The 17,351-nt window shown below is 66.2% G+C and carries 14 protein-coding genes; 3 read left to right on the top strand and 11 right to left on the bottom strand.

Translation table 11 applies throughout. The annotated features are described in order from the left end of the window. Positions 1–12 precede the first annotated feature (12 nt). Both NJH59_RS14555 and NJH59_RS14550 read right to left on the bottom strand, forming a co-directional pair. Positions 13–951 carry a branched-chain amino acid ABC transporter permease gene (locus NJH59_RS14555; protein ID WP_043864046.1) on the bottom strand — a complete coding sequence of 313 codons (939 nt, stop codon included), beginning with the start codon at positions 949–951 and terminating at the stop codon, positions 13–15. Between the two features lie 143 nt (positions 952–1,094). After that, positions 1,095–2,243: a branched-chain amino acid ABC transporter substrate-binding protein gene (locus NJH59_RS14550; protein WP_052504315.1), complete on the bottom strand. Its 1,149-nt coding sequence runs from the start codon at positions 2,241–2,243 to the stop codon at positions 1,095–1,097. Positions 2,244–2,606: 363 nt separating this feature from the next. Here NJH59_RS14550 and NJH59_RS14545 point away from each other — a divergent pair, with 363 nt between their 5' ends. After that, a complete protein-coding gene (locus NJH59_RS14545) occupies positions 2,607–3,332 on the top strand; it encodes a FadR/GntR family transcriptional regulator (RefSeq protein ID WP_043864047.1) in 726 nt (241 codons plus the stop codon). Positions 3,333–3,359: 27 nt separating this feature from the next. Here NJH59_RS14545 and NJH59_RS14540 read toward each other — a convergent pair whose 3' ends face one another. The 9 genes from NJH59_RS14540 to NJH59_RS14500 form a co-directional block, all read right to left on the bottom strand. Continuing rightward, complete coding sequence (locus NJH59_RS14540) at positions 3,360–4,811, bottom strand: NAD-dependent succinate-semialdehyde dehydrogenase (protein ID WP_043864048.1); 1,452 nt, start codon at positions 4,809–4,811, stop codon at positions 3,360–3,362. Positions 4,812–4,876: 65 nt separating this feature from the next. Next, complete coding sequence (locus NJH59_RS14535; RefSeq protein ID WP_102063820.1) at positions 4,877–6,562, bottom strand: thiamine pyrophosphate-binding protein; 1,686 nt, start codon at positions 6,560–6,562, stop codon at positions 4,877–4,879. Between the two features lie 27 nt (positions 6,563–6,589). Continuing rightward, positions 6,590–7,786, bottom strand: coding sequence for an FAD-binding oxidoreductase (locus NJH59_RS14530; RefSeq protein WP_088514425.1), 1,197 nt, complete (start codon positions 7,784–7,786; stop codon positions 6,590–6,592). A 33-nt stretch (positions 7,787–7,819) separates the two neighbouring features. Further along, a complete protein-coding gene (locus NJH59_RS14525) occupies positions 7,820–8,632 on the bottom strand; it encodes an NAD(P)-dependent oxidoreductase (protein WP_104572562.1) in 813 nt (270 codons plus the stop codon). A 33-nt stretch (positions 8,633–8,665) separates the two neighbouring features. Further along, positions 8,666–9,868, bottom strand: a complete 1,203-nt coding sequence (locus tag NJH59_RS14520) for an aminotransferase class I/II-fold pyridoxal phosphate-dependent enzyme (RefSeq protein ID WP_043864052.1) — start codon at positions 9,866–9,868, stop codon at positions 8,666–8,668. 3 nt (positions 9,869–9,871) lie between these two features. Continuing rightward, complete coding sequence (locus tag NJH59_RS14515) at positions 9,872–11,524, bottom strand: hydantoinase B/oxoprolinase family protein (RefSeq protein WP_236171901.1); 1,653 nt, start codon at positions 11,522–11,524, stop codon at positions 9,872–9,874. Positions 11,525–11,564: 40 nt separating this feature from the next. Continuing rightward, positions 11,565–13,640, bottom strand: a complete 2,076-nt coding sequence (locus NJH59_RS14510; RefSeq protein WP_253086917.1) for a hydantoinase/oxoprolinase family protein — start codon at positions 13,638–13,640, stop codon at positions 11,565–11,567. Between the two features lie 135 nt (positions 13,641–13,775). After that, a complete protein-coding gene (locus NJH59_RS14505) occupies positions 13,776–14,534 on the bottom strand; it encodes an SDR family oxidoreductase (protein ID WP_253086916.1) in 759 nt (252 codons plus the stop codon). Further along, on the bottom strand, positions 14,527–15,276 hold the full coding sequence (locus tag NJH59_RS14500; RefSeq protein WP_043864056.1) for an SDR family NAD(P)-dependent oxidoreductase: 750 nt from the start codon (positions 15,274–15,276) through the stop codon (positions 14,527–14,529). The genes NJH59_RS14505 and NJH59_RS14500 overlap by 8 nt, the downstream gene beginning before the upstream one ends. 97 nt (positions 15,277–15,373) lie before the next feature. Here NJH59_RS14500 and NJH59_RS14495 point away from each other — a divergent pair, with 97 nt between their 5' ends. Further along, the gene (locus tag NJH59_RS14495) at positions 15,374–15,976 is read left to right on the top strand and encodes a TetR/AcrR family transcriptional regulator (protein WP_253086915.1); all 603 of its coding nucleotides are present in this window, start codon (positions 15,374–15,376) and stop codon (positions 15,974–15,976) included. 5 nt (positions 15,977–15,981) lie between these two features. Further along, the gene (locus tag NJH59_RS14490) at positions 15,982–17,211 is read left to right on the top strand and encodes a DUF3422 domain-containing protein (RefSeq protein WP_088514421.1); all 1,230 of its coding nucleotides are present in this window, start codon (positions 15,982–15,984) and stop codon (positions 17,209–17,211) included. Positions 17,212–17,351 lie beyond the last annotated feature (140 nt).

The raw sequence follows: 17,351 nt of genomic DNA, 5'->3' as shown, positions 1-17,351 counted from the left end.
GTGCGTTGCCTCCTAGGCCCGGTCGGCCTGGCGTTCGCCCATCAGGCCGTTGGGCCGGAACAGCAGCACCAGAATGAGCACGGCGAACGCGAAGATGTCCTGGTAGTTGGCGCCCAGGAAGCCCCCGGTGAGGTGGCCGGTGTAGCCGGCGGCCAGCGACTCGATCAGGCCCAGCAGCAGCCCGCCGGCCATGGCCCCGAACAGGTTGCCGATGCCGCCCAGCACCGCCGCCGAGAAGGCCTTGAGCCCCAGCAGCAGGCCCATGTAGGCGTCGGCCTGGCCGTAGTTGACCGCGCGCATCACCCCGGCGATGGCGCCAAGCCCGGCACCGATCAGGAAGGTCGCGGAAATCACCCGGTTGATGTTGATGCCCATCAGCCCTGCCACTTCCTGGTTCTGCGCGGTGGCGCGCATGGCCTTGCCCAGGCGGGTCTTGTCGACCAGCAGCCACAGCCCCAGCATGATCACCACCGAAATGATCATGATGCTCATCTGCACGTTGGTGACGGTGGCGCCGAACACCTCGATCGGGCGGGTTTCGACCACTTCGGGGAAGGTCTTGTAGCCACGCCCCCAGATCATCATCGCCAGGTTCTGCAAAGCGATCGAGATGCCGATCGCGAGGATCAGCGGGGTCAGGCGCGGGGCCTTGCGCAAGGGCCGGTAGGCGAACTTCTCCATGCCCTGGGCCATCAGCATGCACACCGCCGCCGCCACCATGATCGCCAGCAGCAGGGTCAGGATGCCGGGCGCAAAGCCCATGCCCGCGAGCATGCTCAGCACCGAGATGGTCACCATGGCGCCCACCATCACCACCTCGCCGTGGGCGAAGTTGATCAGGCCGATGATGCCGTAGACCATGGTGTAGCCCAGGGCTACCAGGGCATAGATGCTGCCCAGCACCAGGCCGTTGAGGACCTGCTGCAACAAGATATCGAAATTGCCTTCCACGAGCTGAATCCTCAAAACTGCGTTGTCGCTCACCGCGTGCGCTGGCAACAGCGACGCGGCGGCATGCCTGGCAGGTCAGAAATGAACGCTTCTTATTGTTGCGAGCCGGGCGGCCCGCTTGTTATTCGAGGTAGAGCAACGGCTCAGTCGCGCTCGACCGAGAGGGTTTTCCAGCCGCCGTCGGCAAACTGGAACACCGTGGCGGCCGGGCTTTTCAGGTTGCCGAATTCATCGAATGCGATGGTGCCGGTGACGCCCTCGTAGCTTTCGCTCTTGAGTACCGGCAGGTACACGGCAGGGTCGGCCGACTGCGCCTTGACCATGGCGGTGATCGCCGCCCAGGTGGCGTCGTACGCCGCAGGCGAGGACTGCACCACGCCCGTGCCGAACTTGGCCTTGAGCTTCTGCTCGAACGCCGCGCCCTTGGGCATCTCCAGCAACGGGGTGCCGTAGTTCCAGGCGTACACGCCCTCGGCGGCGCTGCCGGCCATCTTCTTGAACTCGTCGTTGGGCAGGTTGCCGATGTTCATGAACCTGGCCTTCAGGCCCAGGTTCTTCATCTGCTTGGCCATGGGGGCGGCCTGGTAGTCGAGGGCGGCGAAGAACACCGCATCGACCTTCTGCGACTTGGCGGTGGTGAGGATGGCATTGAAGTCGGTGGACTTGTCGTTGGTGTATTCGCGTACCACCACGTTGCCACCAGCGGCCTTGACCGCCTTGGTCACTTCGTCGGCCAGGCCCTGGCCGTAGGCGGTGCGGTCGTCGAAGATCGCGATGCGCTGGGCCTGCAGGGTCTTGACCAGGTAGTTGCCGGCATAGCGGCCGAGGGTGGCGTCGTCGTTGACCACGCGAAACACGGTCTTGATGCCCTGGCGGGTCAGCGCCGGGTTGGTCGCCGACGGCGAGATCTGCGGGATGCCGGCATCGGCGTAGATCTTCGAGGCCGGGATGCTGGTGCCCGAGTTGTAGTGCCCGATCACCACCGCCACCTTCGAATCCACCAGGCGTTGCGCCACGGCGGTACCGGTACGCGGGTCGGCCACATCGTCCTCGGACACCAGCTTGAACTGGGCCACCTTGTCGCCCAGCTTCAACTGCTGCTGGTTGGCCTCTTCGATGGCGATGCTCACGCCATGTTCCACATCCAGCCCCTGGTGTGCAGAGGGCCCGGTCAGCGGGCCGGCAAAGCCGATCCGTACCAGCTGGGTGTCCGCCGCGTTCGCCGTGCCAGCCCCTATCAGTGTTGCCATCAGTGCAGCAAGGGCGGTCAAACCCCGGTTGTTCTTATTCATTCTCAGCTCCCAGTAATCATTGGACGAACTGCACACGCCTGGCCAACCTCGCCGGCGCACTTGTAAGATAACAGTCAGCAGGCAACTGTCAATGGGTGTATGCTTGAGGAAAATGAAAATGCTGACAAAAGCCACGCACGCCTTGATCCATGCACCTTAACGAGGCATGGGATTGCAGTAGAATCAGGCGCTTGCACCATAACAAGTCAGTTGTTTGATAACATATGGCTACATTTTCGCCGCTACTTCGGGTTTTTAGCGGGTCGGGTGAAATCGACGCAGATCGCGTTTGACGGATGCGCCAACCTGTTCAACCATTCAATCCATCGTGATGAGCACATCAGTTTCAGGAGCTACACAACTATGAATGCGTCGTTTGGAACGCGCAGGGCCAATCTGGCGGAGACAGTGATCCACGAGCTGTCCAACCGGATCGACAATGGCACATACGGGCCGGGGCAGAAGCTTCCGTCCGAACAGGAGCTGTGCAAGGAATTCGGCGTCAGCCGCCCTGTGATTCGCGAGGCCGTGGCCTCGTTGCGTCTGGGCGGTCGGCTGATCGCCCGCCAGGGTGTAGGCGTATTCGTGGTCGAGCAGGACGTCAAGCGCCTGGGCTTTGCCCTGAGCACCGCAGTCGATGACGTGCGCGCCGCCGCCCACGTGCTGGAACTGCGCCTGGGCATCGAGACCGAGTCGGTCGCGCGTGCCGCCGAGCGCCGCAGCCCCACCAGCGTGGCGCAGATCACCGAGGCCTTCGACCGCTTCAACGCGCTGGACGGCTCCAACCTCGAGGAAGAGGCCCGTGCCGACTTCGAGTTCCACCTGGCGATTGCCCGCGCCACCAACAACCCGCACTTCCCGCAGCTGCTCGAAGCCCTGGGCCCGGACATCATCTTCGACCTCAACCTCAAGCACGGCCAGTCCACCGGCAAGAACCGCCTGGCGCACATCAAGAAGATCGGCCGCGAACACGGCGCGATTCTCTCGGCCATCAGCATGGGCGACGTCAACGCCGCCCGTTCGGCGGTGCGCAAGCACCTGGAAGAAAGCCTGTCGCGTTACCAGCGCCTGGTCGACAGCGGCGACTGAGCGGCGCTGTCGCCCTGCCCTCGCGGGTCAGCCCAGGCCCAGGCACACGTACTTGATCTCGAGGTAATCCTCGATCCCGTAGCGCGAGCCTTCGCGCCCCAGCCCCGATGACTTCACACCGCCAAACGGTGCGACCTCGGTGGCCAGCACGCCGACATTGACGCCGACCATGCCGTACTCCAGGGCCTCCGAGACCCGCCAGATCCGCCCCACATCCCGTGCATACAGGTAGCAGGCCAGGCCGAACTCGGTGGCATTGGCCTGGGCGATGACCTGTTCTTCGCTGTGAAAGCGAAACAGCGGCGCCACCGGCCCGAAAATCTCCTCGCGGGCCACGCGCATGTCCGGTGTCACCTCGGCCAGCACGGTGGGCTGGTAGAACGCCTCGCCAAGGGGGTGGCGCCGGCCACCGGCGACCAGTCGCGCACCGCCCTCCAGTGCGTCGCTCACCATCGCCTCGACCCCGGCCACGGCCTTGGCATCGATCAGCGGGCCGACGGTGGTGCCGGCCTGGCTGCCCTCGCCCACCACCAGCTCGCCGACCCGCTGGGCAAAGCGCTCGACAAAGCGCTCGTAGATGCCGTCCTGGATGTAGAAGCGATTGGCGCACACGCAGGTCTGCCCGCTGTTGCGGAACTTGGCCACCAGTGCGCCCTCCACCGCCGCCTCAAGGTCCGCGTCGTCGAACACGATGAAGGGCGCGTTGCCGCCCAGCTCCAGGGTCACCTTCTTCACCGTGGCCGCGCTCTGCTGCAGCAACTGGATGCCGATGGGCGTGGAGCCGGTGAACGACAGCTTGCGCACCACCGGGTTGGCGGTCAGTTCGCCACCGATGGCGGCCGAGTCGCCGGTCACTACGTTGAGCACGCCACGCGGTATGCCCGCGCGTTCGGCCAGCACGCACAGCGCCAGGGCGCTGAACGGGGTCTGCGAGGCGGGCTTGAGCACCAGCGTGCAGCCGGCCGCCAGGGCCGGGGCGGCCTTGCGCGTGATCATCGCCGCCGGGAAGTTCCACGGCGTGATCGCCGCGCATACGCCAATCGGCTCCTTGGTCACCAGCAGGCGCCGGTCAGCCTGCGGCGAGGGGATCACGTCGCCATACAGGCGCTTGCCCTCCTCGGCATAGAACTCCACATAGGCTGCGGCGAAGGCGATCTCGCCACGGGCCTCGGCCAGGGGCTTGCCCTGCTCGGCGGTCATGATGCGCGCCAGGTCTTCCTGGTGCAGGAGAATTTCGCGAAACCACGCCTGCAAGCGGCTGGCGCGTTCCTTCGCGGTGAGGGCGCGCCAGGCCGGCAGCGCCGCCTGGGCGGCGAGCACGGCGCGGCGGGTTTCGTCGGCGCCCATGCGCGGCACGCCACCCAGGCGCTGGCCGGTGGCCGGGTTGGTCACGTCAATGCTGCGGGCGCTGTCGGCGCCCACCCAGGTTCCATCGATATAGCAACGTTCACGCAGCAGATCAGGATCGGCAAGGTTCATGCTGATGGGCTCGCAGGGGAATAGGGGGAAACGGCGGGAGGCAGACCCTGCCCCCGCCTGGAGGGTCAACGCGACGCCAGGGCCTTTTCGCGGATCTGGCTGAGGGTCATGCGCGGGGTCAGCGCCTCGGGGTCGATCTGCACCTCGATCAGCGCCGGCTTGCCCGACGCCTCGCAACGCTCGAACGCACCCGCGAACTGCTCGGTGGCGCTCACCGTTTCGGCATGCAGGCCATAGGCCCGTGCCAGCGCGGCGAAGTCGGGGTTGTGCAGGTCGGTACCCGACACCCGCCCCGGGTAGCTGCGCTCCTGGTGCATGCGGATGGTGCCGTACATGCCGTTGTTCACCACCACCACGATGACCCGTGCGTCATAGTGCGCGGCAGTGGCCAGCTCCTGGCCGTTCATCAGAAAGCAGCCATCACCGGCGAACGCCACCACGCTGCGCTGCGGCGCGGTGAGCTTGGCCGCAATCGCCGCCGGCACGCCATAGCCCATCGAGCCGTTGGTGGGCCCCAGCAAGGTGCGAAACGCCTGGTGCTGGTAGCCGCGGTGCACCCAGCCGGTGTAGTTGCCGGCACCGCAGGTGATGATGCTGTCGGCGGCCAGGTGCTGGTTGAGCCAGGCGATCACCTCGCTCATCTGCACCGCACCGGGCGAACGCGGGCATTCGAAGTTGGCCCGGTAGCCGCTGTTCAGGCGCTGTACCCACTCGGCGAATGCCTGCGGCTTGACCGGCGCCAGCGCCGCCAGTTGCGCGGCGATGGTCGGCATGCCGGCGTTGATCGCCAGGGTCGGCTGGTACACCCGGCCCAGTTCCTCGATGCCGGGGTGAATGTGCACCAGCGCCTGCCTGGGCACCGGAATGTCCACCAGGGCATAGCCGCCGGTGCTCATCTCGCCCAGGCGTGCACCGATCACCAGCAGCAGGTCACTGCTTTTCACCGCCTCCACCAGCTCGGGGCCGGCGGCAAGGCCCAGGTCGCCGGCGTACTGGGGCAAGGTGTTGTCGAACAGGTCCTGGCAGCGGAACGAAGCCGCCACAGGCAGGTTCTGGGCCTGGATGAAGCGCCGCGCATCGGCCACCGCCGCGGCGGTCCAGCCGCCACCGCCCAGCACCACCAACGGGCGCTGTGCCTCGCCCAGCAGAGCCTGCAGGCGCTGCAGGTCGGCAGATGCCGCCGCCGCTTCGATCCGCCGGGCCGGGCCGGCATCGGCCACTGCCACCCGATCCGTCAGCATGTCTTCGGGCAGCGCCACCACCACCGGGCCGGGGCGGCCGTTGGTGGCGCGGTGGAACGCCTGGCTGAGCAGCTCGGGCAGGCGCGCGGCATCGTCGACCTCCACCACCCACTTGGCCATCTGGCCGAACATGCGGCGGTAGTCGATCTCCTGGAAGGCTTCGCGCTCCACCTGGTCGCGGGCCACCTGGCCGATGAACAGGATCATCGGCGTGGAGTCCTGGAAGGCGGTGTGCACGCCGACCGAGGCATTGGTCGCCCCCGGCCCGCGGGTGACGAAGCAGATACCCGGCTTGCCGGTGAGCTTGCCGTAGGCTTCGGCCATGTAGGCGGCGCCGCCCTCCTGGCGGCACACGATCAGCTCGATGTCGTCCCTGGCATCGTGCAAGGCATCGAGCACCGCCAGGTAGCTCTCGCCGGGCACGCAGAACGCGCGTTCCACGCCGTTGATGCGCAAGGCATCGACCAGCACCTGCCCGCCCGTGCGCAGCCCGTTGTTGTCAGTGTTCATCTTGTTGTTCTCCATCAGGCGGCGCGGTCAGATGACCGAGTCTTCCAGGAAAGGACGGTTCTCGATCACCCGTTGATAACTCAGGGCACTCAGGTCCAGGGTGCGGTAGCCCCCGTAGATGATCAGCTCGCTCAGGCCGCGGCCGATGGCCGGTGCCTGCTGCAGGCCGTGGCCACTGAAACCGTTGCAGAACAGGAAGTTGCGCACCTGGTCATGGGGGCCGACGATGGCGTTGTGGTCGAGCACGCAGAAGTCGTAGTGCCCGGCCCAGGAGTTGACCACCTTGATCGCCTCGAACGCCGGCACACGCTCGGCCAGCACCGGCCACACCTCTTCCTCGAATTCGTCGTGCATCACGTCGAAGTCGCTGAAATCCACCTCCGGGTCGTGGCGTGGGTAGGTGCCGCCCAGGTACAGGTGGCCTTCGGGGCGGAAGAACACCCCGGTGGGGTCGATGGTCAGCGGCACGGTGCCGGGCAGCGGCGTATGGCAGTCGAACACGAACAGCGAACGGCGCCGCGCCTCCACCGGAATGTCCAGCCCGGCCAGGCGCGCCACCTGGCGTCCACGGGTGCCGGCAGTGTTGACCAGTTGGCCACAGCCGATCAACTGGCCATCGCCCAGGCGCACACCGGTGATCACATCACCCTCGCGCAGCACCTGGACCACTTCGTTCTCGACATACTCCACGCCCAGGCTGCGGGCCTTTCTGCGAAAGCCGTTCATGATCCCGTAGTTGTCGAACCAGCCCTCGTCCCTCTCGCCATAGGTGCCGCCGGCCAGGCTGTCGGGGTTGACCCACGGGAAGCGGCGGATCAGCGCCTCGGTGTCCAGCAACGTGACGTCGGCACCGTTGTCCAGCTGGGTCTGGTGCAGACGCTTGAGCACGTCGAAGCCCTTCTGGTCGGCCAGGAACAGGTAGCCGTTCTCCTTGAAGGCCAGGTCGGGCCTGTCGCCATTGACCGCCATCAGTTCGGGGAAGTCGCGGATGAACTGCGCGCCAAAGCGCGAGATCTGGATGTTGATCGGGTTGGAGAACTGCACCCGGATAGAGCTGCTGGACAACGCCGTGGCCGATTGGGCATAGGTCCAGTCGCGCTCCACCACCAGCACCGAGCCGGTGAAGTCCGGGTTGCTGGCCAGAAAGTACGCGGTGGCGCTGCCATTCACCGCACCGCCGACGATCACCACATCGTAATACTGCTTTGTTGCTGTCGAAGCCATGGCTGGGGTCTCTTCAAAAGTGCTCGGAAAAGGTCATTTCGGGTCTTCGAAGTGGCCGGCGCCGGCGAAGTTGCCGCCGTGGTAGCGCGCTGCCGGCTCGTTCGGGTCCAGCGGCGGGTGCTCGGCCAGGACCTTCTCGCGGTAGTCGTCGGCGCTGTCCGTGGGCACGTAGCCGAGGGAGGACGCCAGGCGGTTGTCCCACAGGGTTTCGCGGTTGTCGGACATGCCGTACACGATCATGTGGCCGACCCGTGGCGCCAGCAGCGAGCGCTCGCACAGCTGCGCGAAGTCGGCGAACGACAGCCAGGTGGCGAGCATGCGCCGGTCCAGCGGCTCGGGGAACGAGGAGCCGATGCGCAGGTTCACCGACTCGATGGCGAACTTGTCCCAGTAGTAGCGGCCCAGGTCCTCGGCAAAGCACTTGCTCACCCCGTACAGGCTGTCGGGGCGGTGCGCTGCGCTGGCGTCGATGGTTTCGGTGCGGTCATAGAAGCCGATGGCGTGGTTGGAGCTGGTGTAGATCACGCGCTTGACGCCATGCTGGCGCGCCGCTTCATAGATGTTGTAGGTGCCCACGATGTTGCCGTTGAGGATCGCCGCGAAGGTGTCCTCCACCGGCACGCCGCCGGCATGGATGATGGCATCCACGCCCTCGGCCAGCGGCAGCACATCGGCCAGGTTGCCCAAGTCGCAGCGCACCAGCTCTTCGTGCGGCGCGGCGCTGCCCATGTCGGCGATATCGGTCAGGCGCAGCTCGTCGGCAAAGGCCTGCATGTGCTTGCGCAACACGCTGCCCAGGCGGCCGGCTGCACCGGTGATCAACAAACGTTTGAACGGCTTGCTCATGCTTGAAACCTCGTGAAAGTCGGTTTGTCGTTACTAGGCCAGCGCCGCGAACGCATCGCGCAGCTGCCCCAGGGCCTGCTCCAGCTCCTGGCGCGAGGTGGCGAACGACAGGCGAATGTAGGGTTCGAGGCCAAAGGCCGAGCCCGGCACCGTGGCCACCTTGCCCACCCGCAGCAGGTAGCTGGCAAGGTCGGCGTCGGTTTCGATCACCTGCCCGTCCGGCGTACGCCTGCCGATGAACGCGGCGCACTGCGGGAAGGCATAGAACGCGCCCTCGGGCATCTGCAGGCTCAGCCCCTCGATGGCCGCCAGGCCCTCGACCACCAGCGCTCCTCGGGCCTGGTACTCGCGATTGGCCTGGCGCACGAAATCCTGCGGGCCGTTGAGCGCCGCAGCAGCCGCCAGTTGCGAAATGGTCGACGGGCAGGTGGTGGTCTGCGACTGGGTCTTGTTCATTGCCACGATCAGCTCGCGTGGCCCGGCCGCATAGCCCAGGCGGTAGCCGGTCATGGCGTAGGCCTTGGACACGCCGTTGATCAGCAGGGTGCGCTCGCGCAGGTGCGGGCAGGCGCTGACGAACGACACGAACGGCTGCCTGCCCAGCACGATGTGCTCGTAGATCTCGTCGGAGATCACCAGCACCCGGGGGTGGCGCTCCAGCACGGCGCCCAGGGCCGCGAACTCTTCACGGCTGTAGATCGCCCCGCAGGGGTTGTTCGGCGAGTTCAGCATCAGCCAGCGGGTACGCGGGGTGATGGCGGCCTCAAGGCGCGCGGCATCCAGCTTGAAGCCGTGTTCGGCGCCGCACGGCACCACCTTCGGCACGCCGCCGTTGAGCATCGCCATGTCGGTGTACGACACCCAGTACGGCGCTGGCGTGAGCACTTCATCGCCCTGCTCCAGGGTGGCGAGAAACGCATTGAACAGCAGCTGCTTGGCGCCATTGCCCACGCAGATTTCGTCCAGTGCGTAGCGCAGGCCGTTTTCCCGCTCGAACTTGTCGACGATGGCCTGGCGCAGCACCTCCAGGCCATTGGGCGCGGTGTAGTGGTTGTTGCCCTCGAGCATCGCCTGGTGCGCGGCCTCGATCACGTGGGCCGGGGTGTTGAAGTCCGGTTCGCCCAGGCTCAGGTTGATCACCGGCTCGCCCTTGGCCAGCATCTGCTTGGCCAGCACCGATACCGCCATGCTCGGCGAGCTTTTCACCGCCCGCACACGGGCACTCTGAAAGTCCATGGGTCAGCCCTCCTGGCCGGGTTCGAAGGCGTAGTCGTCGCGTGCCTGGCTGGCACTGATGTAGCCAAAGCGCAGGTCGCGCGCCACCTCGTGGCGTGGCCGCTGGCGCGGGTCGCCGTAACCGCCGCCACCCGGCAGGCGCAGCACCAGGCGCCGATCGGCCGGCACGAACTGCTGGCCCTTGCCGCGCAGCAGGGTGCCGTCGTCCAGGCCCACGTAGCCCTGGGCCCCCTCCTTGCCCCCCTCGAGCCCACGCGCCGGGTACTGGATGCGGTCGAACATGGCGCTGAAGCGGAAGCTGTAGCCTTCGGCGGCCGACACCTCGATTTCCTGGCCCAGGCCGCCGCGCAGCAGGCCGGCACCGCCAGAGCCTTCGCGCAGTTCCTTGCGCCACACCACCACCGGGCCGGCCTGTTCGGTGGCTTCCACCGGCATGGTGTGCACGCCGCTGGGGAACGCGGTGGCGCTCAGGCCGTCCATGCCGGAGCGCGCGCCCATGCCGCCGCTGTTGAACATCAGCATCTCGGCGTTGCGCCCGGTCGGGTTGCTGTCCAGCGGGCGCACGCTCAGGTGAAGGTTCCACAGTGCGCTGGCGCCCTCGGCCGGCACCTGGCCGGGCAGGCACTTGTGCAGCGCACCCAGCACCAGGTCGGGCACGAAGTGGCCCAGTACATGGCGTACCGATACCGGCGCCGGGTGCTTGGCATTGAGAATGCAGCCTTCGGGCGCAGTGACCGCAAAAGGCTCCAGCGAGGCGCTGTTGTTGGGGATCTCCGGCGCCACGATGCACTTGAGCCCGTAGCAGGCATAGGCCTTGGCGTAGCCCAGCGGCACGTTGATGCCGAACTGGCTCATGCCCGAGGTGCCGCTGAAGTCGGTGAGAATGCCGTCCGGGCCCACCGTCAGGGTCACCGCCAGCGTCACCGGCACGTCGTAGCCGTCCAGGGTCATGCTGTTGTGGTAGGTGCCATGGGGCAGCGACTTGAAGCATTCCAGGGTGGCGCGGCGGCTGTGCTCCAGGATGAACCCGCCGATGTGCTCCAGGTCGTCCAGGGCAAACTCGTCGAGCATGCTCAGCAGGCGTTTGTGCCCGGTCTCGTTGCAGGCCGACAGTGCGTAGAAGTCGCCGACCACGCGGTCGTTCTCGCGCACGTTGTTGCGCAGGATGTTGATCAGGTCGCGGTTCACCTGGCCGCGTTCGAACAGCTTCATGATCGGGATGAACAGGCCTTCCTCGTACACCTCGCGGGCATCCGGGCCGAAACCGCGCCCGCCGATGTCCACCACGTGGGCGGTACTGGCGAAGTAGCCGATCAGCCGGCCCTTGTAGAACGAGGGCGAGACGATGGTGATGTCGTGCAGGTGCCCGGTGCCCTTCCACGGGTCGTTGGTGACGTACACGTCGCCTTCGAAGATGTTGTCCGGGCCGATGTCGTTGATGAAGTGCACCACCGCCTCGGCCATGGTGTTGACGTGGCCGGGGGTGCCGGTGACGGCCTGGGCCAGCATGTTGCCGGCGCGGTCGAACACCCCGGCCGAGAGGTCGCCGGCTTCGCGCACGCTGGTGGAGAACGCGGTGCGGATCAGGGTCAGGGCCTGTTCTTCGACCACCGACACCAGGCGGTTCCACATCACCTGCATTTGAATATCGATCATTGTTTCGCTCATGGGTTATCGCCTTCCAAACGAATGCGGCTTAGCGCCGGACGACCAGCAGGCAGCCGTCGGGCTGAACCGTGGCGGTGAACGAGGACGACACGAAGGTCGAGGTTTCGCGCTCGGCGATGATCGCCGGGCCATCGATGCGCGCACCGACCTGCAGCGCTTCGCGCTGGTAGATGCCGGCATCGACGAAACCGCCGGCGACCACGTCGAACACCTGGCGACGCGCCACTTCGTGGGCGCGGTGCGAGGCCTTGACCTGGCTGGCCAGCGCCACGGGCGGCAAGGGCGAACTGGCCTTGACCGACCAGCTGACGATCTCCACGTCCGGGCCTTCGATCGGGCGACCGAAGAACACCGTGTAGGCCGCCTCGAACAGCGTCTTGAACTGCGCCGTGTCGCTGTTGCTGAAAGCCTTGAACGGCAGGCTCACGGGGATCTCCCAGCCCTGGCCGACGTAGCGCATGAACGCGGTGCACTCCATCTCCGGCTCGCCCTCGGGCATGCCCTGGCGCAGGAAGCCCAGGGCCTCGGCCTTCATGTCGTCAATCAGTGCATTGACCTGCCCCGCCTCGAACTCGGCCAGGCGCACGAAGGCGCTGCGTACCGCTTCATAGCCGAACGGCGCACGCAGAAAACCGATGGCCGACCCTACCCCGGCGCCGGCCGGCACCAGAAAGCGCGACACACCCATCTTTTCGCACAGACGCGCAGCGTGCAGCGGGCCACCGCCACCAAAGGTGATCATGGTGTAGTCGGCAATGTCCTTGCCGCTCTCCACCGCGTGCACCCGGCCGGCGTTGGCCATGTTCTCGTCGACCACTTCGCAGATGCCGAAGGCGGCGGTGCGCGGGTCCATGCCCAGCGGCTGGCCGATCACCCGGTCCACCGCGCCGGCGGCGTTGTCGACCGACAGGCGCAGCGCGCCGCCGGCAAAATTGTCGGCATCCAGGCGGCCCAGCAGCAGGTTGGCATCGGTGATGGTCGGCTCAAGGCCACCGCGGTCATAGCAGGCCGGGCCCGGCTCGGACGCCGCGCTGTGCGGGCCCACACGAATCTGGCGCATGCTGTCGATGCTGGCGATGGAACCGCCGCCGGCGCCGATCTCGACCATCTCCACCACCGGGATGGAAATCGGCATGCCGCTGCCCTTCTTGAAGCGGTAGGTGCGCGCCACTTCGAAGGTCTTGGCGGTCTTGGGCACCTGGTTCTCGATCAGGCAGATCTTGGCAGTGGTGCCGCCCATGTCGAACGACACCACCGCGTCGAGCGCGTATTTGCGCGCAATGTCGGCGGCGAAGATCGCCCCGCCCGCCGGGCCCGACTCCACCAGGCGCACCGGAAACTCGGCGGCGCTCTGCACCGAGATGATGCCGCCGCCGGAATGGATCATGAACACCGGGCAATCGGCGCCGGCGGCCTTGAGGGTGACCACCAGGCGGTCCAGGTACGACTTGATCAGGGGTTTGACGTAGGCGTTGGCGCACACGGTGTTGAAGCGTTCGAACTCGCGCATCTGCGGCGAGACTTCGCTGGAGATCGAAATCGACAGGTGTGGCAGGCGTGCCTGCAGGGCGTCGCGCAACAGGCGCTCGTGGGCACCATTGATGTAGCTGTGGATCAGGCCGATGGCCACGCTCTGGTAGTCGCCCTCGCCGATGCGCTGCACCAGCGCGTCGGTATCGGCCTGTTGCGGGGCGATCAGCACGTTGCCGCGTACGTCCAGGCGCTCGCGCAGGGTGTAGCGGTGCTCGCGCTCGATCAGCGGCGGTGGCAGGGCAATGTTGATGTCGTACTGCTCGAAGCGGTTTTCGGTGCGCATCTCCAGCGTGTCGCGAAAACCTTCGGTGGTGATGAACGCAGTGCGCGCGCCGCGGCGCTCGATCAGGGCGTTGGTGGCCAGGGTGGTGCCGTGGATCAGCTGCTCGATATCAGACAGCTTCAGGCCTGCCGCGTCGACGACCGCCTGCACACCCGTGAGGATCGCACGCTCGGGCAATGCGTAGTCCGTCAGAATCTTGGTCGAGTGCAACACCCCGCCGACATCCAGCGCGATATCCGTAAAGGTCCCACCTATGTCCACGCCGACTCGGCATGCTGTAGCAGTCATCGTCGTTCCCCTGAATTCTTGTGCTTGTCACACCCGACTGGTTGGCGGGCTTAATGTAAGTTATATGTTGTCTTACAGGTGGTCAAGCTCTAACACCACGCTTTTCCACCCTCGCCCGCACCGGCACCGCCTGCCTCAGCCGAGCGTCTTGACCATCCGCGCGCCGCCCACGGCCTGGGCCGTGGGGAACACCTTCAGACGCGAAACGTCCACCTGCTCGGGCAGGCGCAAGGCCGCCAGCAGCAGCTGGGCGATGTCCTCGGGCATGATCGAGGCGTAGCCGTCATACAGCTCGCTGCCCGCGGCCTGCATGCCCATGGCAGTGCGGTACAGCTGGGTCTGCACGCGACCCGGGGCGATTTCGGTCACCCGCACCCCGCTGCCCAGCAGATCGCAGCGCAGCGCGTCGCAGAACAGGCTGATGCCGGCCTTCGACGAACCATACACCGCCGCCCCGGGGTGCGGCGCACGCCCGGCACTCGAGCCGATGAAGAACAGGTGGCCATGGCCGCGCTGCACCATGCCCGGCAGCACCTGACGGGTCAGGTGCAGGGGCGCCTTGAGGTTGATGTCGAGCATGGTGTCGATCTCGGCCGGGTCCATGTCCTGGAACGCGGCTCGGCTCGACAGCACCCCGGCATTGTTGACCAGCACGTCCACCGGGTACTGGCTCAGCACCTGGGCAAAGGCGTCGGCCTGGCGCACGTCGGCCTCCACCGTCACCACGCCCTGCTCCTGGCCCAACGCCTGCAGCGCCTCACGGCTGCGGCCCACGGCAATCACCTGCAGGCCGGCATCGCGCAGGGCCAGCACGATGGCCTTGCCGATGCCGCTGGTGGCACCGGTCACCAGTGCACATCGGTAGGACGCCGGTAATGCGGTTGCTTCAGGCATAGATGTAACCCCCGCTGACAATCACGTTCTCACCCGTGGCATAGCTGTTGCGGCTGCTGCCCATCATCACGATCCATTCGGCGATCTCTGCAGGTTCCGCCGCGCGGCCCAGCGGGTTGGCGGCGGCCAGCTCGCCGAGAAAACCCAGCTGGCGGGCGCGCTCGGTGGCAAAGCCGGCCGGCGCCACCGAGTTGACCAGGATCTGGTCCTTGGCACAGGCCTGGGCGAAGGATTTGGTCAGGCTCACCACCGCCGCCTTGGTGGCGGCATAGTGGGCGTTCTGCGGGTGCGCCTTGAAGGCGTCCACCGAGGTCACGTTGACGATGCGCCCGGTCACCTGCGGCGCCGCGACGAAGCCCTGCATGTGGCGCACGGCGGCGACCATCATGTGGTAGGTGCCCTTGATGTTGACCGCGTTTTCCAGGTCCCACTCTTCGTCGGTGATCTCGAAGATGTCCTGGCGCGGGTAGATTGCCGCGCTGTTGACCAGGCAGTGCACCCGCCCCAGCGCCTCGACGACCTGCCCGAAGGCTGCATGGGCGCTGGCCTGGCGCGAAATGTCCGCCGCCGCGGTGGCCACCTCGCAATCCAGGGCGCGCAAGGTGCTTGCCGCCTCGGCCATCAACTGCTCATTGCGATCGATCAAGCCGATTTTTCGTGCCCCACGCTTGACCATCAACCTGGCGGTCTCCAGGCCCAAACCCGAAGCCCCGCCAACGATTACGACCGTCTGACCTTCCATAACCACCTCCACGCATTAGTCTTTACGTAAGATGCCTGTTGTCTTACATTTGGTCAAACCGAATTTGCCCCGCTCGATGCCCATACAGGACTGCGCCATGCCCGCTGCCGCTACTGCCTGCTCGCCCCGGGACCGCCTGCTCGACGCGGCCACCGAACTGTTCGCCACCCGCGGCTACCAGGCCATCGGCCTGCGCGACCTGGCCAGCCATCTGGGCCTGCGTGCCGGCTCGCTGTACCACCACATCGAGAACAAGCAGTGCCTGTTGTTCGAGCTGATCGAGTCGACCCTGGCCGACCTGGTGTTCGACACAAAACGCTGCATGAAAGGCGCCAGAACCCCCGAAGAACGCCTGCAGCGCTTCGTCCAGGCGTTTGTGCGGTTCAACCTGGCGCACGCCCATCGCGTGCAATTGGTGACTCGCGAGTACGTCAACCTGTCCCACGACCAGCAGTTGCAGATCGACGCGCTCAACCGCAGCCATGCGTCGATCCTGAGCGGCATCATTGCTAGCGAGTGTGCACGCGACGGGCGCCAGGGAGGCGCGATCGGCCTCGTCACCCATGCCGTCATCGGCATGCTGTACGGGCACGCGCAGTGGCGCGGGGTGCAGGTCAGCGAACAGGGCCTGACCCAGGCCCTGATCACCTTCGTCACGGGCATCATCGAAAGCGCCAAGAACAATTCCAACATGGCCTGATCTACATGCACCCACAGCGCAAGACCTTGCACAACGAGCTGCACGCCCGCCCCTCGCTGTACTTCGACGAGCCCGCCCACGTCTACCACCTGGCCTTTCTCAGCGACGACGCACGCTGCGAGGCGCTGCTGCAGCAGTGCTGCCCGGAGCCGGTGAGCCCCGGCGCCGTGCAGGGCATCACCCGACTGCAAGGCCACGCCCTGAAATGGGAACGGCACGCCGAGTTCGTCACCCTCACCCTGGTGGTCACCACCACCGAGCAGACGCCGGACTGGCAGCCCCTGCCCGCGCTGCTGATGGACAGGGTCGATGCCTTTTTGCCGTACCTGATCAATGCCGTGCAGATCATGGTGCACAACGACGCGGCATTTGCCGGCGAGCTGTCGCGCTACGGTTTCAAGGACCCGTGCGGCTCGTGCATTGGCGGGGGCGATGCGCGGGTATGGAGCGATTTTCGCCTGGGCGAGGACGGCACCAACCGCTTCCTGTTCGTCAACAGGCGCCTCAATGCCTACCGCCAGGGTCGCATGATCCGGCGCCTGCTGGAGATCGAGACCTACCGCATGATGGCCTCGCTGTCGCTGGACACCGCCAAGGCCCTGAGCGTGGAGCTCAATGCCTACGACAGAACCCTGGTGAGCCTGTCCGAGCGCAACGCCGACCCGCAGCCGGGCAACGCCAAGGCACTGCTGGGCGACATTGCCGGGCTGTCGGCGCAGATGGTGCGCAGCGCCGCGAAGACCCGCCACCGCTTCAGCGCCACCCAAGCCTATGCGCAACTGGTGTTCGAGCGCCTGGGCGAGCTGCGCGAAAGCCACCTGGGCGATTGCCAGCGGTTGGGTATCTTCATCGAACGGCGCTTCAAGCCCACGGTGCGCTACTGCGCGGTGACCGAACAGCGCCTGGACCAGCTGGCCAAGAGCGTGGCCAACCTGGGCGACCTGCTGCAGGCACGGGTGCAGGTGGAAATGGAGGAGCAGAACGCGGAGATCCTCAAGAGCCTGAGCACCCGCGCCGACACCCAGATCAAGATCCAGCGCGCAGTGGAAGGGTTGTCGATCATCGCCATCACCTACTACCTGCTCAACCTGTTCAAGCTGATCTATTCAGGCCTGACGGTGATGGGGCTGCAGGTCAGCGCACGGGACGCACTGCTGGGCATGGCGCCGCTGGCCATCGGCGTGCTGGGGTTGATTCTGGTGCGGGTGCGCAAGGTCAAGCACAACGATCACTAGCCCTGCGGCCAGCGCTTGAACCTGCATTGCTTAAACCGAGCGCCATGGCCTGCATGCCTTGGCGCCGCTGGCCCGGCAGCGAAACGCAACACGAACGGAAGCCGATCGCAATCAAGCAGCTTTTGATAGTTGGGGAAGGT

It is taken from the genome of Pseudomonas sp. VE 267-6A (genome assembly GCF_024126555.1).
Classification (GTDB): Bacteria; Pseudomonadota; Gammaproteobacteria; order Pseudomonadales; family Pseudomonadaceae; genus Aquipseudomonas; species Aquipseudomonas palmensis.
This window is presented reverse-complemented; position numbering and strand designations above follow the sequence as displayed.

What these genes read in the sequence shown, in the direction of transcription:
- NJH59_RS14525 (WP_104572562.1), bottom strand. Translation starts at nt 8,632, where the DNA reads ATGAGCAAGCCGTTCAAACGTTTGTTGATCACCGGTGCAGCCGGCCGC.
- NJH59_RS14545 (WP_043864047.1), top strand. Translation starts at nt 2,607, where the DNA reads ATGAATGCGTCGTTTGGAACGCGCAGGGCCAATCTGGCGGAGACAGTG.
- NJH59_RS14535 (WP_102063820.1), bottom strand. Translation starts at nt 6,562, where the DNA reads ATGAACACTGACAACAACGGGCTGCGCACGGGCGGGCAGGTGCTGGTC.
- NJH59_RS14550 (WP_052504315.1), bottom strand. Translation starts at nt 2,243, where the DNA reads ATGAATAAGAACAACCGGGGTTTGACCGCCCTTGCTGCACTGATGGCA.
- NJH59_RS14490 (WP_088514421.1), top strand. Translation starts at nt 15,982, where the DNA reads ATGCACCCACAGCGCAAGACCTTGCACAACGAGCTGCACGCCCGCCCC.
- NJH59_RS14500 (WP_043864056.1), bottom strand. Translation starts at nt 15,276, where the DNA reads ATGGAAGGTCAGACGGTCGTAATCGTTGGCGGGGCTTCGGGTTTGGGC.
- NJH59_RS14495 (WP_253086915.1), top strand. Translation starts at nt 15,374, where the DNA reads ATGCCCGCTGCCGCTACTGCCTGCTCGCCCCGGGACCGCCTGCTCGAC.
- NJH59_RS14515 (WP_236171901.1), bottom strand. Translation starts at nt 11,524, where the DNA reads ATGATCGATATTCAAATGCAGGTGATGTGGAACCGCCTGGTGTCGGTG.
- NJH59_RS14530 (WP_088514425.1), bottom strand. Translation starts at nt 7,786, where the DNA reads ATGGCTTCGACAGCAACAAAGCAGTATTACGATGTGGTGATCGTCGGC.
- NJH59_RS14505 (WP_253086916.1), bottom strand. Translation starts at nt 14,534, where the DNA reads ATGCCTGAAGCAACCGCATTACCGGCGTCCTACCGATGTGCACTGGTG.
- NJH59_RS14520 (WP_043864052.1), bottom strand. Translation starts at nt 9,868, where the DNA reads ATGGACTTTCAGAGTGCCCGTGTGCGGGCGGTGAAAAGCTCGCCGAGC.
- NJH59_RS14510 (WP_253086917.1), bottom strand. Translation starts at nt 13,640, where the DNA reads ATGACTGCTACAGCATGCCGAGTCGGCGTGGACATAGGTGGGACCTTT.
- NJH59_RS14540 (WP_043864048.1), bottom strand. Translation starts at nt 4,811, where the DNA reads ATGAACCTTGCCGATCCTGATCTGCTGCGTGAACGTTGCTATATCGAT.